The organism is Gilliamella sp. B2785 (genome assembly GCF_026537005.1).
Lineage (GTDB): Bacteria > Pseudomonadota > Gammaproteobacteria > Enterobacterales > Orbaceae > Gilliamella > Gilliamella apicola_E.
On record NZ_JAFNNC010000002.1, the window covers coordinates 421,709 to 443,182 of the forward strand.

Consider the following 21,474-nt stretch of genomic DNA (forward strand, 5'->3'; position numbering starts at 1 on the left):
TTATCAGGGTATAAAGACTATGTTTGAAAATAATCACTATTTAATTTATTTATACTCGATTTATTATAATAATTTTACTTTATACATTTTTTTACAAACTATTTTAAATTCAATTAGATAATAAATATAAAATCGTTTTATCTTGATAAGCTTTTAAAATGATTTATTTAAGAGCTTGTCTTATCAGATATTTATTACTAAGCTTTAGTATTATTTGGATATTACTCATATGATATGAAAGCTTTAATTTCAATTGACTATACTAATGATTTCATCGCTGACGATGGCGCTTTGACTACAGGTTCTGCTGGGCAACAAATTGAGTCAGAAATATTAAATTTAACTAAATCATTCATTCAAAATAATCAATTTATCGTTTTTGCGATTGATTCTCATGACCCTTCAGATAAATATCATCCAGAAAATAAACTCTTTCCCCCTCACAATATTATTGGAACTTTTGGGCAACAGTTATTTGGTAATTTACATCCTCTTTATCAAAAACATCAGAATTCAGATAATATTTATTGGATGAATAAACGACACTACTCGGCATTTTGTGGTACGGATCTCGATCTACGCTTACGCGAAAGGCATATTACTGAAATCCATTTAGTTGGTGTCTGCACAGATATTTGCATATTACACACAGCGATTGATGCCTATAATTTAGGCTACAAATTGATTATTCATCAAAATGCAGTTGCTAGCTTTGATCCAATCGGTCATCAATGGGCTTTAAAACACTTTCAAAACACTTTAGGGGCAACCGTAATATAAAATATAGATAAAAATTAAAATAAGGAGCAGGAATGGAAGTTTTACGAGACTATAAATTGCATATAATTGCACTGTTAGTAGTAATTATTTGCGAACTAATCGGTAAACAATCAATATGGATTATCGCCGTTTATCCAATGTTATATGCAATGATCTTCGGCGGTGTAATCAGCCTACCAAAGCTAAAAATATTAACTAAAAAAAATATGCAGCATGCCAGTTTAGTGATGATGGTTACATTAATATTACTTATTGCAAAGCTTGGTGTAGCTGTAGGTCCTAAAATTGACATGATTTTAAACGATGCCAAGTTAGCCCTAATTTTTCAAGAATTAGGCCATTTCGCAGGAACAATTTTACTAGGATTACCATTAGCTATGTTATTAGGTATGAAAAGAGAGGCAGTTGGTGCAACCTACTCTGTTGCTCGCGAACCTAATATAGCTATTGTTGCAGATAAATATGGGCTAGATTCACCTGAAGGACGAGGTGTTATGGCTATGTATGTATGTGGGACTCTTTATGGTGCAATTTGGATGAGTATCCTTGCAAGCATAATAGCACAATTGAATATTCTTCACCCTTATGCTTTAGCAATGGGAGCTGGAGTAGGTAGTGGGAGCATGATGGCTGCTTCATTGGCACCGATAAGTGATTTATATCCTGACTTATCAGAAAATATCAATGCTTATGCAACAACAGCGAACTTAATGTCTGGTATTGTAGGCATATATATATATACACTATTTTCTTTGCCTTTCGCTTCTTTCATGTATAACACTTTAGCTCGCCTTCGTCGCAATAAATAAGGAATCGAATATGAAAATTTTAGAAACAATTTTTGTACTTATTTTAGTAGCCGTTATCATGGCAGCAGGTAACACTGTAGGATCCTCCGATATTGATTGGTCTAATCTAATTCGTATCATGGCAGCAGGTGAAACTGTAAAATATAAAATTGATTTTATGCCATCGCTTGAAGCATTAGCTGTGTTAGTTGTCATATCTATTGCAGGATTATTAATAAGTAAATTACCTGTTTTAAATAAACTCCCTGTAATTCTATGGGTATCCGTTGTTGCTGCTATTGTATCAGCACCGATATTCCCATATCATCAAGAAGTCGTTGCAATTACAGATCAAGTCTCATTACTTGCTGTTTGTACACCAGTACTTGCTTATGCGGGACTAGCGATTGGTAAAGATCTTGCGCTATTTAAAAATATATCTTGGCGTATCATTCCCGTATCTTTAGCTGTTTTTTCTGGTACGTTTATTTTTGCTGCCCTAATTGCTCAAATAACTTTACATTGGGAAGGCGTTATCTAATTTGGATAAGGATTTTATTTATGACTAAAGAAGAACTAAAGAAAAAAGTCTGCGATGCAATTGCAAATCGAAAAGCAGATATCAAGTCGATTGCTGAAGCAATTTGGTCAGAGCCAGAACTTGGTTACAAAGAACATAAAACAGCTAAAAAAGTAGAAGACGCTTTAGAGAAATTAGGTGTTCCATTTAAAAATAAATTAGCCTTAACTGGTGTTAAAGGTCGATTAAAAGGTGGGAAAGGAAGTAAATATAGCATTGCCATTATTGGCGAGCTCGATGCAATTATTTGTGCCGACCACCCTGCCGCAGACGAAACTTCAGGAGCGGCTCACTGTTGTGGACATAATGCGCAAATCGCTAATATGATGGCTGTCACTATGGGGCTAATTGACTCAGGTGCAATGCAATTTTTAGCCGGGGATGTGGTACCATTTGCTGTCCCTGCAGAAGAATATGTTGAAATTACCTATCGAAACCGATTAATTGAAGAAGGCAAAATCAAATACATTGGCGGAAAACCAGAATTGATTTCACGAGGTGATTTTGATGATGTTGATATGGCATTACAAATACATTTAACAAGCGTCCCAAATGAACGTCAGGATGGTTTTATTGAAATCTCAACCACAAGTAATGGTTTTATCGGAAAATTAATTAAGTATAAGGGAGAGGCAGCTCATGCGGCAGCAGCCCCTCATGCTGGCGTAAATGCTTTAAATGCAGCTATGATGGGGATGATGGGTGTTCATGCTATTCGCGAAACCTTTCAAGAAAAAGATTATATTCGCTTCCATCCAATTATTACCCAAGGTGGTGACTTAGTAAATGTTGTACCAAGCGATGTAAGAATGGAAAGCTATGTACGAGCAGGTAATGTTCCTGCAATGATCGATGCGAATGAAAGAATCAATCAAGCATTAAAAGCTGGTGCAATGGCTGTTGGTGCAACTTGTGAAATTAAAGATTTACCAGGCTACCTACCATTACATAATAACCCAACACTTAATGACCTTTTAAAGCAAAATGCTGAAAATTTAATTGGTGAAGAAAACGTTTCAATCGCACCACATATGACTGGAAGTACAGATACTGGCGACCTATCTCATATTATGCCAGTAAGTCACCCTTGGATTGGTTCGGTTAGAGGTATTTTACATGGAAAAGACTATACCGTATTTGATGAAGATATGGCCTATATTCGCCCTGCTCAAATGATGGCTTGTACCATTATTGATTTGCTCTATGATGATGCGAAACCAGCCGAAACATTAATGGTGAATTACAAACCGTTAATGTCTAAGGAAGAATATTTAAAATTCCTATCGGGTTTTGACAAATAAAGTTAAAAACTTGGCACAATCTTGTGCCAAGTTTTTGTTATACTATCCACTTCATCATCAACCTTTATAACTTCATATGTTAACGCTTACCGACCAAGAATTGTTTCGTTATGACAGGCAAATAGCTTTGCATGGTTTTGATATTGATAAGCAGCAAGTTTTAAAAAACAGTACAGTTTTAATTATTGGATTAGGCGGGTTAGGTTGTGCTGCATCCCTCTATTTAGCTGCATCTGGCATAGGCAAAGTGACTTTAATTGATTTTGATACCATATCCGAATCAAATTTGAATCGACAAATTTTATACACGCCAAAATCCATAAATCAATATAAGGTTGATATAGCTAAGCAAAAATTAAGCCAAATCAATCCAAATATGATTATTGACACCATTAATCAGAAGCTGGTTGATAGTGAATTAATGACAGTAATCAAACAGCATGATATCGTCATTGATTGCACTGATAATTTAACGAGTCGTGAACAAATTAATCGTTGCTGTTTTCAAGAAAAAAAACCTTTAGTTTCAGGCGCTGCAATTCGAATGGAAGGTTTACTGACTGTATTTAATTATGAAGATGATCAACCATGTTATCATTGCTTAAGTCAATTATTTGGTCAAAACCAGCTTACTTGTATTGAAGCAGGCATAATGGCGCCATTAGTCGGTATGTTTGGTTCAATTCAAGCACTAGAATCCATCAAAGTACTTACCAAGTATGGGAAACCTCTAGTTGGGAGAGTATTGATGGTTGATGGCATGACGATGGAGTTTAACCAATTTACATTTGCTAAACAAAGTAATTGTATTATTTGTGGAAATAAACATACTAAACAGGCCATAAAATGCAAATAAATCGAATTATTTTAGCACCAATGGAGGGAGTGCTTGATTATCATGTTCGAGAAATATTAACTGAAATTAATAAGTTTGATTATTGTGTAACTGAATTTGTAAGAGTGACCAACCATAAATTATCTAATCGAACTTTCTTCCGACTATGCCCAGAACTTCATAATGATGGCAAAACAATATCAGGAACGCCTGTACGTATTCAGCTACTGGGACAATCACCTGAATGGGTAGCTGAAAATGCCGTTAAAGCTATCGAGTTAGGCTCTTATGGTGTAGATATTAATTTTGGCTGTCCGGCTAAAACAGTAGTAGGCAACCATGGTGGTGCTTATTTATTACAATATCCGAATCAGATATATAACATTGTGAATCAAGTTAGAACAGCAATAGGTTCTAATCCCGTATTATCAGTTAAAATTCGATTAGGATGGGAAGATAAATCCCGTTGTTACGAAATTGCAAAAGCAATTGAAAATGCAGGAGCAAATGAAATTGTCATTCATGGTAGAACAAAAATAGATGGATATAAAGCTGATAAAATTGATTGGTCAACAATTGGAAAGATAAAACAAAAACTAACCATTCCAGTTATTGCTAATGGCGAAATTTTTTCTATTGAAGATGCCTACAACTGCATAAAACATAGCCAAACAAATGACATCATGCTTGGCCGTGGGATACTAAATATTCCTAATTTAGCTAATAAAATTCGTTATAAACATTCATCATTAATCTGGCAAGAAGTCATAAAAATACTACTTAGTTATGCGATGACGGCTATTGACGATGTAAAGCCACTTTATCATTCTGCTCGAATTAAACAATGGTTAGCTTATTTAAAACAGCATTATCCAGAAGCATCGGTATTACTTCCTGAAATAAGACAATTAAAATCACAAATTGAAATCTGTGATTTTTTGAAAACTAAATTAAATAATTAATCTAACTGGTTTTGGCACTCTTGAAATTTGTCTTACCAAAATAATATTTAGTTATTTTATTAAGTACTAGGCAAATCCATAAAATAAGAAATATCAATAAAAATAATATACGAATATACTTAAATAATATATCAAACAAATCAATATAGTATTTGGTTGGATTGTCATAAATAATGGTAAAGATAATATAAACAACGGCTAAAATTAAAATATTTGATATTGATACACTCTTAAAAAGTTTTATATAGATAACTTTATTAGAAAAAATATGAAACCATCGTTTGCTCAATACAAGACCCAATAATAAAGCACTCAGATAAATAGCAGTAAAAAAATTAGAAATATCAAATTTTTTTGAAAGAGGTTCATAAAGAAGGTTAAAACCTTTAATCAATATAAAGCCACTAAAAATAGAAAAAAGAATAAAGTGAATTTCAGAGGAATTTTTTTTAGTCAAAATAAATTCATTTTGATCTTTAACAAAATAAATTTTAGAAAAGTCAATTAAATAATACAAAAGCAAGACTTCGAGTGAATAACGAATAATAGCAAATGCTAAACTAAATAATATTGAATAAAGGTGATAATTTTGGGGTTTAACGTTTGTATTAATTGCAATGAAAGATGCAATAATTGAATAAATCAACATTAAAATGATTAGTGAAACTATATTAGCTTTATTAACAATATGAATATGGAAAGAATAAAAGAAGACCGCTAAAAGACCAAAAACCCATAATGCTTCTATAAAACTTTTTTCAAATAAAAACCGAAATAAAAAATCTGATTCAAAAAAGAAATACCAAAACATATTATCTGGAATTGAAGCATTGTGTTGCAAATATAAAAAAGATGTATTCAAAAATGTGCTAAATAAAAAATAAACTAAACATCCTGTTAACGGCAATTTAAAAAAAGATACTTTTTGCATTTAACTTCCTTGTTATCAATACCACAACTTATTCAATTCTTTTAATAAAATGTTTTATTTTAAAGCCCATCAAGGCCAACGAGCCAAAATAGATACAAATACCAACAATAACTAGCAAGAATAAATATCCAATTCTAGTTAGCATTGAGCCTGTAGACCAATCGGGTAATAACTGAGCTCCAAACCACAACGCTACTGACATCAATAAAACAGCAATAATAACCTTGAGTAAAAATCGATACCAACCTGGTTGTGGTTGGTAGAGTTTCTTCTTACGAAGTTGCCAAAACAATAAACCAGCATTAAAACATGCTGCAAGTCCAATTGATAATGAAAGGCCTGCATGTTGTAAAGGTCCAATAAAAGCCAGATTCATCAATTGCGTTAAAATAAGGGTTATTATTGCAATTTTCACCGGTGTTTTAATATCTTGTCTGGAATAAAATGCGGGGGCTAATACTTTAATCAAAATTAATCCAAGCAAACCAATTGAATAAGCGACTAATGCGCGTTGAGTCATCAAAGTATCATTTAAAGTAAATTGACCATACTCGAAAAGGGTTGATATTAATGGTTTAGAAATAACACCTAATGCCACAGTACTTGGCAAAGCTAATAAAAAACAGAGGCGAAGTCCCCAATCTAACAACTCTGAATATTGTTTGTGGTCACCTTTGGCAAAACTTTTGGCTAAAGAGGGTAACAAAATAGTTCCTAATGCAACACCTAGTACACCTGCAGGAAATTCCATTAATCTATCAGCATAATACATCCATGAAACAGAACCTGAAATCAAAAATGATGCAAATATTGTATTAATAATTAACGATATTTGACCGACTGATACACCTAAGATAGCAGGACCCATCTGCTTTAACACTCGCCAAACACCACTATCTTTAAAACTAATACGAGGCAAAACCAACATACCAATCTTTTTCAAATAAGGTAGCTGATATAGCAATTGTAAAACTCCCCCCACCACAACAGAAACAGCTAACGCAAGCACTGGTGGATTAAAATAAGGGGTTAAGAATAAGGTAAAAGCAATCATGCTAATATTTAACAATGTTGGCACAAATGCAGGTACAGAAAAACGATTCCAAGTATTAAGTATAGCGCCCACTAATGATGCAAGTGAGATAAAAAAGATATAAGGAAAAGTAATTCGTAGCATAATTGTTGCAAGTTCAAATTTATCTGATGATTCTTGCATAAAACCTGGTGCAGTTATCATTATAATAAATGGTGCAGTTACAACACCAATTAAAGTAACGATAGCTAATACCAGTGTTAATAAACCTGCGATATAAGCCACAAAAGTACGTGAAGCCTCAATGCCTTGCTGATTTTTATACTCAGCTAAAATCGGTACAAAAGCTTGGGAAAAAGCCCCTTCAGCAAAAATTCGTCGAAGTAAATTGGGCAGTTTAAAAGCAACAAAAAATGCATCCGTAGCCATTCCCGCTCCAAAAAAACGGGCAATAATAGCATCACGAACAAACCCCAAAACGCGTGAAACCATTGTCATTGAGCTAACTGTAGCTAAAGATTTTAAAAGATTCATATACGATTTATGTACCAAGTACATAGTCAAAAACGATTAATGAAGCATAGTCTACAAACTATTGTTCTAAATCACCATGATTTTTTAATAAACAGCCATTTTAATATCACCGTCAGAATGATACTGACGGTATATGTATCAACGATCTTTCAAAGGAATAAAAGGCATAAGTTCGCCAATGTTTTTATAGGCAGGACGTATAATTCGACGATCATCAAAATTAAGTTCTTCAATGCGATGAGCACACCAACCAACGATTCGCGACATAGCAAATAGTGGCGTGTAAACTTCTTTTGGTAACCCAATCATGTCATAAACAAAACCTGAATAAAAATCGACATTAGCACAGACTTGTTTTTTAGTTCTGGCATTTTTACGATTAACTATTGCATGAATCGCACGTTCCTCAAGTAAGTTTAGAAAGTTAAATTCTTTTTCTCGGCCTTTTTCTTGAGCAAGTTTATGGGCCATCTCTTTTAGCAACATGGCTCTTGGGTCTGATACGGTATAAACCGCATGACCAATACCATAAATTAACCCTTTTCGATCAAACACTTCTTTATCTAAAATACGTTGTAGATATGCATCAATTTCATCTGCATCAGTCCAATTTTTAATCTCTTCGGCAAGATGTTTAAGCATTTTTCCTACTTGCAAATTAGCCCCACCATGCAATGGACCTTTCAATGATCCTATACCTGCAGCAATAGATGAGTAAGTATCGGTACCCGTAGAACTCGTTACGCGAACGGTAAAAGTTGAATTATTCCCGCCACCATGTTCAGCATGAATAATCATGGCTAAATCAAGTACTCTTACATCAAGTTCTGTGTATCGACCGGATCCTTTCATCATATAGAGAAAATTTTCTGCAATTGAAAAATCTTCGTGTGGATGGCGGATATGCAGTGATTTACCTTTAGCACTATGACTTAACATATTGTAAGCATAAGCAATAATTGCTGGGAATTTAGCAATTAAATCGATGGATTGACGCATTAAATTATCACGTGAGGTATCATCAGGTTCAGGATCATAAGTATACATTTCAAGAACAGTTCTAGCCAAAATGTTCATCACATCATGGCCTTCAAGTTCCATTATGGCAATCTTAGTTTGTTTTTCTAACGCCATCGACTCACAGAGTAAACGTGAAAAATCTCGTAATTCTTCTTTATCGGGTAAGTAACCAGATAATAATAAATAGATAGTTTCTTCAAACCCTGTTCGTCGCTCTTGTTGAGCATTATGAACCAGCTCTTCAATATCAATTCCTCGGTATAATAATTTACCGGCAATTGGTTTTAGTGAACCATCTTCTAAGCGTTCATAGCCTAATACATCACCAATTTTGGTTAATCCAACTAATACACCAGTATGATCTGCATTACGTAATCCACGTTTTACATTAAATTGTTCGAATAACTGCGATTCAATTTTACTAGTATTTTTAATGGTTTCCGATAATTTATAAACCAAGAACTTTTCTTTCATTAACCATCCCCTTTGAATTATAAATTATCGATAACTGCTTGAGTAAATTCAGTTGTTGATAATGATTGTCCATTTTGCATAAAGCGTGCTAAATCAGTTGTTGCTTTACCTAATTGAAACAAACTTTCCATCGCATTAGTGATTAATTGTCCTACTTCATGCCAACCTAAGTATTCAAACATCATCACTCCTGACAATATAAGTGATGATGGATTGGCTTGATTTTGACCTGCTATATCAGGTGCGGTACCATGTGTTGCTTCAAATATAGCATGTCCGGTTAAATAATTAATATTAGCACCTGGCGCAATACCAATACCACCAACCATGGCAGCCAGCTGATCCGATACATAATCACCATTGAGATTTAATGTTGCAACAACAGAATAGTCCTCAGGTTTTAATAATGTATTTTGTAAAAATGCATCACAAATAACATCTTTAATAATTAATTTAGAGTTTGCTTTAGCGGTTTGTAATGCTTGTTCTGCTGCTGCTTTACTTTGGGCCTTCTGAATTTTTGCATATTGATTCATGGTGAAAACTGCGTCAGCAAATTCTCTTTCCGCAAGTTCATAACCCCATTGCTTAAATCCACCTTCGGTAAATTTCATAATATTACCTTTATGAACAAGGGTCACAGACGGTAATTTATGTTGTAATGCATACTTGATTGCTGAGCGTATTAGGCGTTCAGATCCCTCAATTGAGACAGGTTTCACTCCAAAAGCTGAGGTTTTAGGGAACCTAACTTTAGTTACTTTCATTTGTTCAGATAAAAAATGATAAAACTTTTCAGCATCATCAGAACCTTGTTGCCATTCAATACCGGCGTATATATCTTCGGTATTTTCACGAAAAATGGTCATGTTTACTTTTTCAGGATGCTTTATTGGTGATTCAACACCTTTGAACCAACGGACAGGGCGCAAACAAACATAAAGATCTAATTCTTGTCGCAATGCAACATTTAGTGAGCGAATCCCTCCGCCAACAGGTGTCATTAATGGTCCTTTGATACCAATAAGATAATTTTTGAAGGCACTCATGGTCTCTTCAGGTAGCCATGATCCATTTAAATTAAACGACTTCTCACCAGCAAGTACTTCTTTCCATTGAATACTACGCTTACCTTGATAAGCTTTTTCAATTGCTTTATCAAAAATAGCTCGAGCAGCGTGCCAAATCTCTTTACCCACACCATCACCTTCAATAAAAGGAATCGTTGGATGATTTGGGACAAGTAATTGTCCATTTTCAATTGAAACTTGCTGATTCATATTGTCTATTCCTCTTATTTTACTTAACTTCTTCTTTTAACTTATTCAATGCACTACCTGCCTTGAACCATTCAATTTGTGCTTGATTGTAAGTGTGCGAAACGGCGAAAGACTCTTTACTACCATCACGATGATGAAGGGTTAATGTTAGATTTTTTCCCGGAGCAAAATTACTGAGTCCTGTAATGCTAATTTGATCATCTTCACGAATTTTGTCATAGTCATCTTTATTGACAAAGGTTAAAGCAAGCATACCTTGTTTTTTTAGATTGGTTTCATGAATACGAGCAAACGATTTAACTACGATGGCTTTAACATTTAAAAAACGTGGTTCCATTGCAGCATGTTCTCTTGATGAACCTTCACCATAATTCTCTTCAGCAACAACTATTGACCCGATTCCTTGTGATTTTAATTTACGCGCTAATGCAGGTACTTCAACATAATCTCCCGTTTGAGCATCCAACACACAGTTCGTTTTTTGATTAAAGGCATTAACCGCTCCTATTAGCATATTATTTGAAATATTATCTAGATGACCACGAAATTTTAGCCACTTTCCAGCCATTGAAATATGGTCTGTGGTACATTTACCAGTTGCTTTAATCAATAGTGGTTGCGAAATAATATCTTTGCCATCCCAAGGAGTGAAAGGTAAAAGCTGTTGTAGTCGATCTGAATGAGGATCGATACGAACTTCAACTGCACTACCATCAGCTATTGGCCCAATATACCCAGCATCATCAACCGCAAATCCTTGTTTTGGCAACTCATCACCGAGTGGCTCAGGAAGTTTCACTTTTTCACCTTTAACATTAATGAGATGGTCAGTAAGTGGGTTAAAGCTTAATTTACCTGCAATTGATAATGCCACTACAATTTCTGGGGAACAAACAAACGCATAAGTGTTTGGGCTACCATCATTACGTTTAGCAAAATTACGATTGAACGAGGTGACAATCGAATTTTTGTGTTCATCGGCAACTTCATCACGACGCCATTGCCCAATGCAAGGGCCACATGCGTTAGCCATAATAGCAGCACCTGCTTGTTCAAAACGACTTAAAATGCCATCACGTTTAGAAGTATATTTAACTTGCTCTGAGCCAGGATTGATAATTAATTTTGCATTTACTTTTAAGCCTAATTTATTAGCACTATCAATAACTGAAGCTGCGCGCATCATATCTTCATAAGAAGAATTAGTACATGATCCAATAAGTCCAACTTCCATATTGTCTGGATAATCGTGTTCTTTAACGGCAGAAGCAAGCTCTGAAATAGGATAAGCTAAGTCAGGTGTGAATGGACCATTCACATAAGGTTCTAAGGTCGATAAATTAATTTCAATAACTTGGTCATAATAATTTTCAGGTTGCTTTAAAATTTCTTTATCAGGATTGAAACAATCTACCAATGTATTAGCTAAATCCACTACTTCTTGACGACCAGTCATGGCAAGATAATCAGCAGATTTTTTACTGTAAGGGAAGATTGAGGTTGTTGCGCCAACTTCAGCTCCCATATTACAAATTGTTGCTTTACCAGTAGCTGATAACGACTCAGTACCTTCTCCAAAATATTCAATAATTGAATTAGTACCACCTTTAACGGTTAAAATGCCAGCTAGTTTTAAAATGACATCTTTTGGTGATGACCAGCCAGATAATTTTCCAATCAGCTTTACACCAATAATTTTTGGCATTTTTAGTTCCCACGGCATACCCGCCATCACGTCAACAGCATCAGCGCCACCAACACCAATGGCAATCATGGATAGGCCACCTGCATTAGGGGTATGCGAATCGGTACCGATCATCATACCACCAGGAAAGGCATAATTTTCAAGCACTACTTGGTGAATGATTCCTGCATCAGGTTTCCAAAATCCGATGCCATATTTGTTCGAAACATCACGTAAAAATTGATAAACTTCATGGTTATTACTTTCAGCAATGATGAGATCATCATGGGCATTTTTATAAGCTTGAATAAGGTGATCACAATGGACTGTTGAAGGTACCGCAACTCGTTTACGACCAGAATTCATTAATTGTAATAGTGCCATTTGTGCCGTTGCATCTTGCATAGCGACACGATCTGGGGAAAAATTTACATAATCTTCCCCTCTTTTATAAGCTTTAAGCTCTTCACCTTCAGCAAGATGGGCATAAAGGATTTTTTCCGTCAAGGTTAATGGTTTTCCAATTTTCTGGCGAATAAGATCAATTTTTTGCGGGTAATGTTGATAAATATCTTTTATTAAATCAATATCGAAAACCATAATTAAGCTCCCATTGCTTATATTATAATATCCTTTAGAGCCTTACTCACAATCAGGATGATTGAATATTTATTCTTTTTTTATGATTAAATATTCAGACAATATAGCATTATTTTTGTTTTATGCAATCTTGCAGCAATACTTATTGTTAACTTTGATTAAAAACAATAAATCTAGATGTCATCGTTAACAGGAATTCTATACTAGCGAAATATTAAATATTATGCACATTAAAGAAAATTCAAAATTAGTAAATCCCATAAGTAAAAATAATGTAAAAAAAGTTGAGGAACGGGGTTTTTTAAGTCATTAAAATCGCGCCAACGCATTGTTTACTTACATTATTAAACTATGTTACATTGTTTTCCCGAATAATATTTACACTTTTTTTCATGAATCAAATAAAAAATACGTCACCATTAAAAACTGGTGGATTTTTAAATACAATAGAACGAATTGGAAACAAAATTCCTGATGTTACAACTCTTTTCTTTTATGCATTAATAATTTGTCTGGTTGCTTCATTATTACTTTCTTTTGTCAGCTTTAATTATATTAATCCAGTGACGCAAGAAAAACTGGCAGTAGTGAATATGTTAGCACCCAACCAATTAGTTACCTTTTTTACAAAACTTGTATCAAATTTTGTCTCATTTCCTCCTCTTGGAATTACCATTGTAGCTACATTGGGTATTGGTATTGCTGAAAGCAGTGGCTATATTCATGTTCTGCTCAAAAAATTATTAGCTATCACACCTAAAAAACTGGTTACTCCATCAGTTATTTTTGTCAGTATGGTTTGTCATATCGCATCAGACTCTGCTTATGTAATTTTAATGCCTGTGTCAGCAATGATGTTTTATGCGACAGGGCGTCACCCATTAGCGGGGATTGCTGCTGCATTTGCAGGATTAGCTGGAGGTTTTAGTTCAAGCTATACCCCTTCAATTATTGATCCAATAATGCAAGGCTTTACACAAAGCGCCGCTCAAATTATTGACCCGACATATCAAGTCAATGTTCTTTGTAATTACTTTTTAAGTTTTGGTGGTACTTTCTTTGTATTGATAGCCTGCTGGTTTGTTACAGATAAGATTGTTGAGCCTCGCTTAAATGCCACGATGCCTTTAAACAATGATATTCAATTAGATAACATTGCTGATTCTCCTGAGATTTCACCAATTGAAAATAAAGCATTTAAAATTGCATCAGCTGTTTTTTTAATTATTGCTGTCGGTTTAGTATTGGTTTTATTACCAGAAGATTCTTTATTACGCGCACCCGACGGTAGTATGACGAGTAACAAAGCACCAATCATGCAAATTATTGTGCCGTTGTTATTTGTATTTTTTGCAATACCAGGCTTAATTCATGGCTTTATCACTGGCGCATTTAAATCATCGCGAGATATCGTCAAATCAATGGAAAATATTACTAAGTCACTTATTCCATTTATTGTTTTTGCTTTCTTTTGTGCGCAATTTTTATATGTATTTTCAAACTCACAAATTGGTACCTTAATTGCTATTGGTGGAGCTGAGTTTTTAAAAGCATTACATTTGCCATCAGTTGTTACTATTTTTGGCGTAATAATTCTAACTAGTCTGCTTAATGTGTTAATCACTTCAGCCTCTTCCAAATGGGCTATTTTAGCGCCGATTTTTGTTCCGATGCTTATGTCTGTGGGGATCTCGCCAGAATTAACCCAAGCAGCTTATCGTATCAGTTCAGCAGTTAATGTTAGCACGCCTATGTTTGCTTTTTATCCTTTGATCATTGCTTATTGTCAGCAGTATTGTAAAAACACTGGTGTGGGTACTTTGAGTTCGATGATGATCCCATATACGGCTGCTCTCTTAATTGCTTTGACAATAAATTTATTACTGTTTTGGTTTTTAGGTCTTCCTATCGGTTTTGATAGTGGTTATGTCTATCCTCCAATAACTAGTTAATCGCAGATAAGGATTTTAATCATGAATATTACCGAACAATTAGTTAAACGATTTTTACGTTATGTAAGTATTCCAAGCCAAAGCAAAGCTGGCTCGGCAGTTGTGCCCTCTACTCCAGGACAAACTAATTTAGCAAAACAACTTGAACAAGAGTTAATTGATTTGAAATTACAAGATGTTCACCTTGATGAACATAGTATTGTGACAGCCAAATTAACCGGTAACCAACCTAATGCGCCAAAAATTGGCTTTGTTGCGCATCTTGATACTGTAGATGTCGCACTGTCAGAGAAGATTAATCCACAAAGGGTGACTTTTACTGGTGAAGATATCTTATTAAATAAAGACAAAGATATTTGGTTTAAGGTGGCAGAACATCCAGAGTTGAAGAAGTATCTCAATGAAGAGCTGCTCGTTACAGATGGTACCAGTGTTCTAGGCGCTGATAATAAAGCAGCAATTGCAGTTGTCATGACCATGTTAGATCAATTGCAACAGCAAAATTGCCTACATGGTGATATTTATGTTGCTTTCGTGCCAGATGAAGAAGTTGGGTTAAATGGCGCCAAAAAACTGGATCTGCAACGTTTTAAACCTGATTTTGCTTATACCATTGACTGCTGTGAATTGGGTGAAGTCGTTTATGAAACATTCAATGCTGGCTCGGTTACGTTTGAAATTGAGGGTGTATCTGCTCATCCTATGTCAGCAAAAAATGTCTTAATCAATCCAATTCGCATAGCGAATGATATTATTAACTGTTTTGATAGCTTTGAAACACCTGAACATACCGAAGGTAAAGAAGGATATTTTTGGTTTAATGATATTATTGGTAACCAAAGCACAACTACATTAAAAATGAGCATTCGTGATTTTGATTTAACTCGATATGAAGCTCGTAAAACTTACATTCAAGATGTGGTTAGTTTTATCAGTCGTAAATATCCTAAAGCAAAAATTGAATGTCAAATTACTGATATCTATAGCAATATTGCTAATTATTTAGGTGATGATTGTCGTTGTATTGATTTGATTTACCAATCATTTGAATTATTAGGTATTAAACCAAATACTATCGCCATGCGTGGAGGAACAGATGGTTCAGCACTATCAGCAAGAGGACTCACCACGCCAAACTATTTTACTGGCGCACATAACTTCCATTCTTGTTTTGAGTTTTTACCTTTATCATCATTCTTGAAATCATTCGAAGTCACGATGAAAATTATTGAACTAGCGGCGAAAGTTTAAAAATAATCAACAAGAGGGAATACCATTCCCTCTTAAAAATACTTATCGAATATTATAATTTATAACTTGCAGTTAATAAAAATGCGCGAGGAGTGCCTGGCATACTACTTGAGCGCCAATATTTTTTACCCAATAAATTGGTTAATGCTAAGGTTAGATCAACAGATCGTGTTTGATAACCGATTGCGGCATTCCATGTTCCATATCCAGGGCGTTTAACGAGGTTTTTATCATCATTATACATTGAACCTTTATAATCAAATCCCACTTCCGTGAACCAATCTTCATGAGGAAGGTAGCGAACACTTAGATAGCCACTATGTTTAGCTGTATTAGATAGGTATTTTCCTTGGTTAGCTGGTGTTTTTTTATCTTTATGCACTTTAGCTTGTTGATAACCAATACCGCTATTGATATACCAATTTTTACTTAATTGTCCAATAGCACTCAACTCTATTCCCTGACTGCGATCACTGCCTCTAACTTGCCAATTATAAGGATCATTGACCGAGTCAGGTTGATACCTAACATTATAAAGTTCAAGATCATAGAGTGCGATTTGAGTAGAGAGCTTATCATTAAACCAATCACTTTTGACACCGATTTCATACTGACGTGAATACTGAGGCTTATCATCATAAACAGTTTTAGAATCTGTAGCTATGGTTATTAAACCTCTACCACCATAAGGTGCAAAGTTTTTACTATACGAAGCATAAAAACTTTGAGACGCAATCGGTTGCCAAATTAAACCAATACGTGGACTTAAAGTGTGACCATCATATGACCGATTTTGATGATTCAATTTGTTATCTGAAGCAAATTCATAATTATCATAACGTAATCCTGCAAGTAATTTCCATTGTTCTGTAAAACTGATGAGATCCTGCCAATATAACCCTCTAGAAGTAGCTTTATGATTAGTTTTGGTATTCAATGTTGTGAAGTGAGGCTTTTTAGAGCGCCAATGAGGATGATAAGGATCCACAGCTTCAGGATATTGGCTAGCTAAAGCTAATCGTGGTTCCCTTTTTTCAATGTTATATTCAACACCGATTAACATATCATGGGCAATACTTGCAGTATTAAATTTACCGGCTAAATCAAGGGTATTACTGTAGGTTTTGTTCGAAGTTTCTTGCCAAGCGCGACGGAATTTTAATTTACCTTTGTAATTACACGGCTTACCATTGTTTAATTTCCCATTCCAATCACAATAATTACCAGCATAAAGATGATCGAAATTTTGGTCAGCTTTACGATACATATTTGTTAATTTAATAGACCAATGATGATCAAATTCATATCCCATCACCGAACGTAACGAATTAAAATTATCTTTCACATAATCATCTGGGTGAGCATAGGCCGTTTTGATTGAAACACCTCTTGGTAAATCATAATAAGCCGGCGCCCTATCTGGTTTACGCCATAATTTATCTTTTGTATATTGTACTAACCAATTAAATCCGTTTAGATTATCATACAAAACGCTTGGCGAAACCATTGTATCTCGTTGTTTAATGCCTTTACGAAAACCTTTATCTGATTGGTGATCTATAGTCATTCGTACGGCAAGCTCATCACTTAAAACATGGTTAACATCTATCATTCCACCATATTTATCCCAAGATCCACCTCGTAAACTCAAGGTAGACGGTGAATCAAAATTTGCCTGCTTACTGATCATATTTATGATTCCACCACCTGAACCTCGACCATAAAGTACCGAAGCAGGTCCCTTTAAAATTTCAATTCGCTCTATATTAGCTGTACTTTGTCTAACTTGTCCGCTAGCACGGACACCATCTCGGTAAATATCGCCGGAACTAGCAGAAAACCCTCTAATTTTGATACCTTCATCTCGCATATCATAAGTTGCATCGACTCCGGGTAATTTATTGACAATGACACTGAGATCATTTTGTCCATAAATTTTCTGTTGTTCAAGGTTAATCGAATTAATGGTTTGAGGAATATCCTTTATTTCAAAGGTTTGTTTAGTTGCAGTTGATGATAGTTTTATGCGCTGATCATTATTATCCTTAGCGACTACCTTCATAGTTTCAATATCATCATTAACTTTATCTTGGGCGTAAGCTATAAAAGTAAATAAGCCCAGAGTACATGGGAAGACTAATTGATTAACTAATTTCATTATTTTTCCTATTGTTTGATTAATTTTAAAACAACAGTTGTTAATGATAATGATTGTTATTTGCGATTACAACTTTTTTCTATCTTGACGGCTTTCAATATAAACCTTAAATCATATTTTTATAAAAATATAAATTTGATTTGAAAGTCTCTAAGTTAATTAGTGGATGATATGGTAATATTTTGATTATTTGATTTTTTTGAATTATCTTCTAATAACTAACAGTGGATTTTATTAAAATAGATTTTTAATCAGAGCACTAACCGACAAGTTTAGTATGTCTAGTTTGTTTGGATGATAAATTCATTATGTAAGAGGAAATGGTGGGTCGTGAGCGATTCGAACGCTCGACAAACGGATTAAAAGTCCGCTGCTCTACCGACTGAGCTAACAACCCATTTTGATAGAATTACTTTCTGCTTTATTACTTAACGCTTCAAGCAATTTCGGGTTGCTATAATACTTATAATTATAAGGCGGTGCAACCCTTTTATTGCTATTTTTATTCAATAGCTGGTTATTTATACACTTTATTATAACGATGCTATTTTTTTATTTGCTAGATCAACTGTTTTTTTATCTTTAGGGTATTTATTTACGACTTGTTGAAAAACAGTTTTGGCATTCTTTTTATCACCTTTATCAAGTAAAATTAAACCCACTTTGTAAAGGCTATCTGCTGCTTTTGGAGAAGATGGAAAATCTTTTACTACTGTTGCGTAATAAAATGATGCATTATCTTTTTTTCCTTTTTTATAACAAAGTTGACCAAGCCAATAATTTACATTTGCACGGTAACTTGTCTTTGGGTAGGCTTTTAGATAATTTTGAAAGGCTATAATTACGTCATCACTCTGTTTGTCATCATTAATATATTGCATGACGTAATTATAATCCGCTTTATCATCACCTGAAGTAGACCATCCAGATAAACCTGAAGATGATGATGGCGATGCCCCAGCATCAGTACTTGATGTTGAATCAGAACTGTCACCTTGGGTTTCATCATTTGGATTTGATGAGAATCCTGTCCCATTAGTCATTTGCTGTAATATCATTTTTTGGCGTTCAATTGTTTGGTTAAGCTGATGCTTAGTTTCTTCCAATTGACCTCGAAGTGTATCTACATCTGATTGTAGATCATTAATTTTTTGTTGATTCTGGATTATCAACTGTCCTTGTGCTTGTATTGTTCTATCCACATCAGAACTACCAGCAGCACAACCATATCCAGCAAATAATAAAAATAAGGACAATGTGAGTATTTTTTTATACATATTATATAAACTCGACGTGAACTTAAACATAAAAAACGGCTGATAAATCAGCCGTCATAAGATGGGATTAATATCCAGCGTAAGTAATTACTGCACGACGGTTTTTAGCATAAGCTGCTTCGTTGTGACCTAATACTGCTGGTTTTTCTTTACCATAAGAAACGATTGAAAGTTGTTCACCAGAAACACCGTTACTTTGTAAGTAAGATTTAACTGCTGCTGCACGACGTTCACCTAACGCGATATTGTATTCTGGAGTACCACGTTCATCGGCATGACCTTCAATAACAACATTTAAGAATGAATTTGCACGCATAAAGATTGAATGTGCATTTAATAATGTTGAATATTCTGATTTAACATTGTATTTATCATAATCAAAATAAACTGTATTGATTTGTTGTAATTTTTGTAATTGAGCTAGAGCTTCTTTAGATAAAGAACCGTTACCTGCTTTGCTGCTGCTGTTTGAAGAACATGCTGTCACAGCAATTAATGGTAAAGCAACTGCAGCTACCTTAAGAAATTTAGAAAATTGCATTGAATTAACTCCTTTGTGTTTAAATAAATTATTATTTATATTTTGTATACTTCTAACCAACTTCAAAGTAACACCTGTTACCAACTAGAAAGATTAGAAGTATATATTATAACGACCTTCACATTTACACAATTTTAATAATTATATTATTGCTTAAAATTTAGTCGTTCCTCATAAATAAGGTGACCACGATGGGAATTTTACTTGTCCATCAGTCGCTGGTAACCTTGCTTTAAAATTACCATCAGTTGAAACAAGATTTAAAATTGTACCTAAACCTTGCGATGAACTGTAGATAATCATAGTGCCATTTGGAGCAATACTCGGTGTTTCATCTAAAAACGTATCAGTTAATCGTTGATAAGTATTCGTTTCTAGATCATATCGAGTAATATGTTGCTCACCATTATTAGTAGAAATCACAGCAATAAACTTACCATCAGGAGATACGCGAGCATTTTGATTCTGCGTATTATCCCAAGTTATACGTTGTGATGCTCCACTATTAATGTTAATTGAATATAGTTGAGGACGTCCCGCCTGATCAGATGTATAAACTATAGTTTCATTATCAGGCATCCATGAAGGTTCAGTGTCATTACTGCGGCTAGAGGTAATTTGTGTAATTTTCTTAGTTCTTAAATTCATCATATATAAATTTAAGCTACCACCTTTTGATAAGGCAAAAGCTAATTTGCTACCATCTGGTGAAAATGCTGGTGCACCATTATGCTGTGGAAAAGATGCAATAGTTTCAACTGCACCACTTTCTAATGTTTTTAACACTAATGCAGAACGACCACTTTCAAAAGTTACATAGGCTATTTTTTTGCCATCAGGTGACCATGTTGGTGACATTAATGGTTCTTTTGAACGGTGTACGGTGACTTGATCAAATCCGTCATAGTCAGATACACGTAATTCATGTGTGTAAGGACCCTTACTATTTTTAACGACGTAGGCAATACGTGTTCTAAAAGCACCCTTGATACCAGTTAACGCTTCAAAGATTTCATCACTTGCAGTATGGGCTGCATAACGTAACCAACGTTGTTCAATAGGAAACTGATTTTCAACTAAGACAGCGCCAGGACGTTCAACTGTATCAACTAATTGATAGGTGATAAGATATTTTCCTGATGCATCAGGTTGGATTGTTCCGACTACAACGGCAGAAATACCAATATTGCTCCAAACACTAGGATTGACTTCAGAAGCGGTAGTTGGTTTTTGCGGCATTGCTGCTACATCAATTGGATTAAATTTACCACTATTGCGTAAATCAGAAGCAATAATATTATCCACAACTTGTGGAGGTTCGCCACTACCTGTCCATTTAAATGGTATGACCGCAATTGGTTTAGCAGAACTTACGCCATCAGTGATTATAATTCTAACTTCAGCAGTAGCTATCATTGTATATAAAAAAACAAAACAAGCTATCAAAAAGCGAGAAGCAAATTTGATCATCTTAAATTCCTTAATCAAAAAGA

General features: G+C 34.5%; 17 protein-coding genes and 1 tRNA gene. 8 read left to right on the top strand and 10 right to left on the bottom strand.

All coding sequences use genetic code 11. From position 1 onward, the window contains the following. Positions 1-234 precede the first annotated feature (234 nt). From J3U24_RS04130 to dusC, 6 genes are all read left to right on the top strand, one after another. Entirely contained in the window at positions 235-780 is a 546-nt protein-coding gene (locus J3U24_RS04130; protein ID WP_267329996.1) for a cysteine hydrolase family protein, read from the top strand. Positions 781-812: 32 nt separating this feature from the next. Continuing rightward, positions 813-1,589, top strand: a complete 777-nt coding sequence (locus J3U24_RS04135; RefSeq protein ID WP_267336667.1) for a DUF3100 domain-containing protein — start codon at positions 813-815, stop codon at positions 1,587-1,589. Between the two features lie 10 nt (positions 1,590-1,599). Next, entirely contained in the window at positions 1,600-2,109 is a 510-nt protein-coding gene (locus tag J3U24_RS04140) for a hypothetical protein (RefSeq protein ID WP_267336666.1), read from the top strand. Between the two features lie 20 nt (positions 2,110-2,129). Further along, positions 2,130-3,449: an amidohydrolase gene (locus J3U24_RS04145; protein ID WP_267336665.1), complete on the top strand. Its 1,320-nt coding sequence runs from the start codon at positions 2,130-2,132 to the stop codon at positions 3,447-3,449. Between the two features lie 76 nt (positions 3,450-3,525). Beyond that, entirely contained in the window at positions 3,526-4,305 is a 780-nt protein-coding gene (locus J3U24_RS04150) for a molybdopterin-synthase adenylyltransferase MoeB (protein WP_267336664.1), read from the top strand. After that, on the top strand, positions 4,296-5,246 hold the full coding sequence (dusC, locus tag J3U24_RS04155) for a tRNA dihydrouridine(16) synthase DusC (RefSeq protein ID WP_267336663.1): 951 nt from the start codon (positions 4,296-4,298) through the stop codon (positions 5,244-5,246). Before J3U24_RS04150 ends, dusC begins: the two co-directional genes overlap by 10 nt. Position 5,247: 1 nt before the next feature. Here dusC and J3U24_RS04160 read toward each other — a convergent pair whose 3' ends face one another. The 5 genes from J3U24_RS04160 to J3U24_RS04180 form a co-directional block, all read right to left on the bottom strand. Continuing rightward, a complete protein-coding gene (locus J3U24_RS04160; RefSeq protein WP_065735166.1) occupies positions 5,248-6,177 on the bottom strand; it encodes a hypothetical protein in 930 nt (309 codons plus the stop codon). A gap of 28 nt (positions 6,178-6,205) precedes the next feature. Continuing rightward, positions 6,206-7,744, bottom strand: coding sequence for a murein biosynthesis integral membrane protein MurJ (murJ, locus tag J3U24_RS04165; RefSeq protein ID WP_267336662.1), 1,539 nt, complete (start codon positions 7,742-7,744; stop codon positions 6,206-6,208). Positions 7,745-7,882: 138 nt separating this feature from the next. Further along, positions 7,883-9,238 (bottom strand): citrate/2-methylcitrate synthase, encoded by a 1,356-nt coding sequence (locus tag J3U24_RS04170; protein WP_065562440.1) that lies wholly within the window; start codon positions 9,236-9,238, stop codon positions 7,883-7,885. Between the two features lie 17 nt (positions 9,239-9,255). Further along, positions 9,256-10,518, bottom strand: coding sequence for an NADP-dependent isocitrate dehydrogenase (icd, locus tag J3U24_RS04175; RefSeq protein WP_267336661.1), 1,263 nt, complete (start codon positions 10,516-10,518; stop codon positions 9,256-9,258). A 19-nt stretch (positions 10,519-10,537) separates the two neighbouring features. Further along, the gene (locus J3U24_RS04180; protein WP_065562442.1) at positions 10,538-12,802 is read right to left on the bottom strand and encodes an aconitate hydratase; all 2,265 of its coding nucleotides are present in this window, start codon (positions 12,800-12,802) and stop codon (positions 10,538-10,540) included. 392 nt (positions 12,803-13,194) lie between these two features. On the opposite strand from J3U24_RS04180, the gene J3U24_RS04185 reads away from it, so the two are divergent. Continuing rightward, positions 13,195-14,754, top strand: a complete 1,560-nt coding sequence (locus J3U24_RS04185; protein WP_065735161.1) for an AbgT family transporter — start codon at positions 13,195-13,197, stop codon at positions 14,752-14,754. A 21-nt stretch (positions 14,755-14,775) separates the two neighbouring features. Continuing rightward, positions 14,776-16,005, top strand: a complete 1,230-nt coding sequence (gene pepT, locus J3U24_RS04190) for a peptidase T (RefSeq protein ID WP_267336660.1) — start codon at positions 14,776-14,778, stop codon at positions 16,003-16,005. A 52-nt stretch (positions 16,006-16,057) separates the two neighbouring features. Here the strand turns inward: pepT and J3U24_RS04195 are convergent, their stop codons facing one another. The 5 genes from J3U24_RS04195 to tolB all read right to left on the bottom strand — a co-directional run bounded on the left by J3U24_RS04195 (position 16,058) and on the right by tolB (position 21,448). Continuing rightward, positions 16,058-18,163: a TonB-dependent receptor gene (locus tag J3U24_RS04195; protein ID WP_267336659.1), complete on the bottom strand. Its 2,106-nt coding sequence runs from the start codon at positions 18,161-18,163 to the stop codon at positions 16,058-16,060. A 321-nt stretch (positions 18,164-18,484) separates the two neighbouring features. After that, positions 18,485-18,560, bottom strand: a tRNA-Lys gene (locus J3U24_RS04200). Positions 18,561-18,696: 136 nt separating this feature from the next. Then, positions 18,697-19,440, bottom strand: a complete 744-nt coding sequence (gene ybgF / locus J3U24_RS04205; RefSeq protein WP_065735159.1) for a tol-pal system protein YbgF — start codon at positions 19,438-19,440, stop codon at positions 18,697-18,699. A 67-nt stretch (positions 19,441-19,507) separates the two neighbouring features. Further along, positions 19,508-19,981 (bottom strand): peptidoglycan-associated lipoprotein Pal, encoded by a 474-nt coding sequence (gene pal, locus J3U24_RS04210; RefSeq protein WP_065562447.1) that lies wholly within the window; start codon positions 19,979-19,981, stop codon positions 19,508-19,510. Positions 19,982-20,152: 171 nt separating this feature from the next. After that, positions 20,153-21,448 carry a Tol-Pal system beta propeller repeat protein TolB gene (gene tolB / locus J3U24_RS04215; RefSeq protein WP_065735188.1) on the bottom strand — a complete coding sequence of 432 codons (1,296 nt, stop codon included), beginning with the start codon at positions 21,446-21,448 and terminating at the stop codon, positions 20,153-20,155. Positions 21,449-21,474: the final 26 nt, after the last annotated feature.